The organism is Streptomyces sp. NRRL WC-3549, assembly GCF_000721935.1.
Classification (GTDB): Bacteria; Actinomycetota; Actinomycetes; order Streptomycetales; family Streptomycetaceae; genus Streptomyces.
In genome coordinates this window covers 58,255-59,189 of the sequence record NZ_KL585429.1, presented here as the reverse complement: position 1 = coordinate 59,189, position 935 = coordinate 58,255, and the positions used below count along the sequence as shown (strand labels likewise).

Sequence of the window (935 nt, the reverse complement as noted above, 5' to 3'; positions counted from 1 at the left end):
AGAGATGTGTATAAGAGACAGCTCCGACGAGGAGCCCGCGCTGCGCACCACGCTGCTGCCGGGTCTGCTCGGCGCGCTGCGGCGCAACGAGGGCCGTGGCAGCCACGACCTGGCCCTCTTCGAGACCGGGCTGGTCTTCCGGCCCACCGGTGAGGAGACCAAGGCCGTACGGCTGCCCGTCGACCGCCGCCCCACCGACGAGGAGATCGCCGCCCTGGACACGGCGCTCCCGCGCCAGCCGCGCCGCGCCGCCGTCGTCCTCGCGGGCGCCCGCGAGCAGGCCGGCTGGTGGGGCAAGGGACGCCCGGCCACCTGGGCGGACGCCGTCGAGGCGGCCCGCACGATCGCCCGCGAGGCGGGCGTCGAGATCACGGTCCGTGCCGACCGGTACGCACCGTGGCACCCGGGCCGGTGCGCCGCGCTGTACGTCACGGTCAACGGTGAGGAGGTCCTCCTCGGGCACGCGGGCGAACTGCACCCGCGCGTCGTCAAGGAGCTCCACCTGCCCGAGCGGACCTGCGCCGCGGAGGTCGAGCTCGACGTCCTGGAGCAGGCCGTGGACGGGGCGCTCCAGGCGCCGCGGATCTCCACCTTCCCGGTGGCGACCCAGGACGTGGCGCTCGTCGTCGGTACGGACGTCCCCGCCGAGTCGGTGGAGAAGGCCCTGCGCGAAGGCGCCGGACCGCTGCTCGAATCGCTGCGGCTCTTCGACGTCTTCACCGGCGAGCAGCTCGGTGAGGGCAGGAAGTCCCTGGCGTACGCGCTGCGGTTCCGCGCCGCGGACCGCACGCTGACCGTCGAGGAGGCCACCGCCGCCCGCGACGGCGCGGTCGCCCTGGCCGCCGAGCGCACGGGCGCGGTGCTGCGGGGGGCGTAGCCCCGCACGGGCCTCGCCGCCCGCAGACGCGCGGGAGGGGCGCTGTCTCTTATACACA

The 935-nt window shown here is 75.3% G+C and carries 1 pseudogene; it reads left to right on the top strand.

The annotated features are described in order from the left end of the window. Positions 1 to 877 (top strand): annotated as a pseudogene (locus IH13_RS0129885) (phenylalanine--tRNA ligase subunit beta); the annotation flags it as partial. Between the last annotated feature and the right edge of the window lie 58 nt (positions 878 to 935).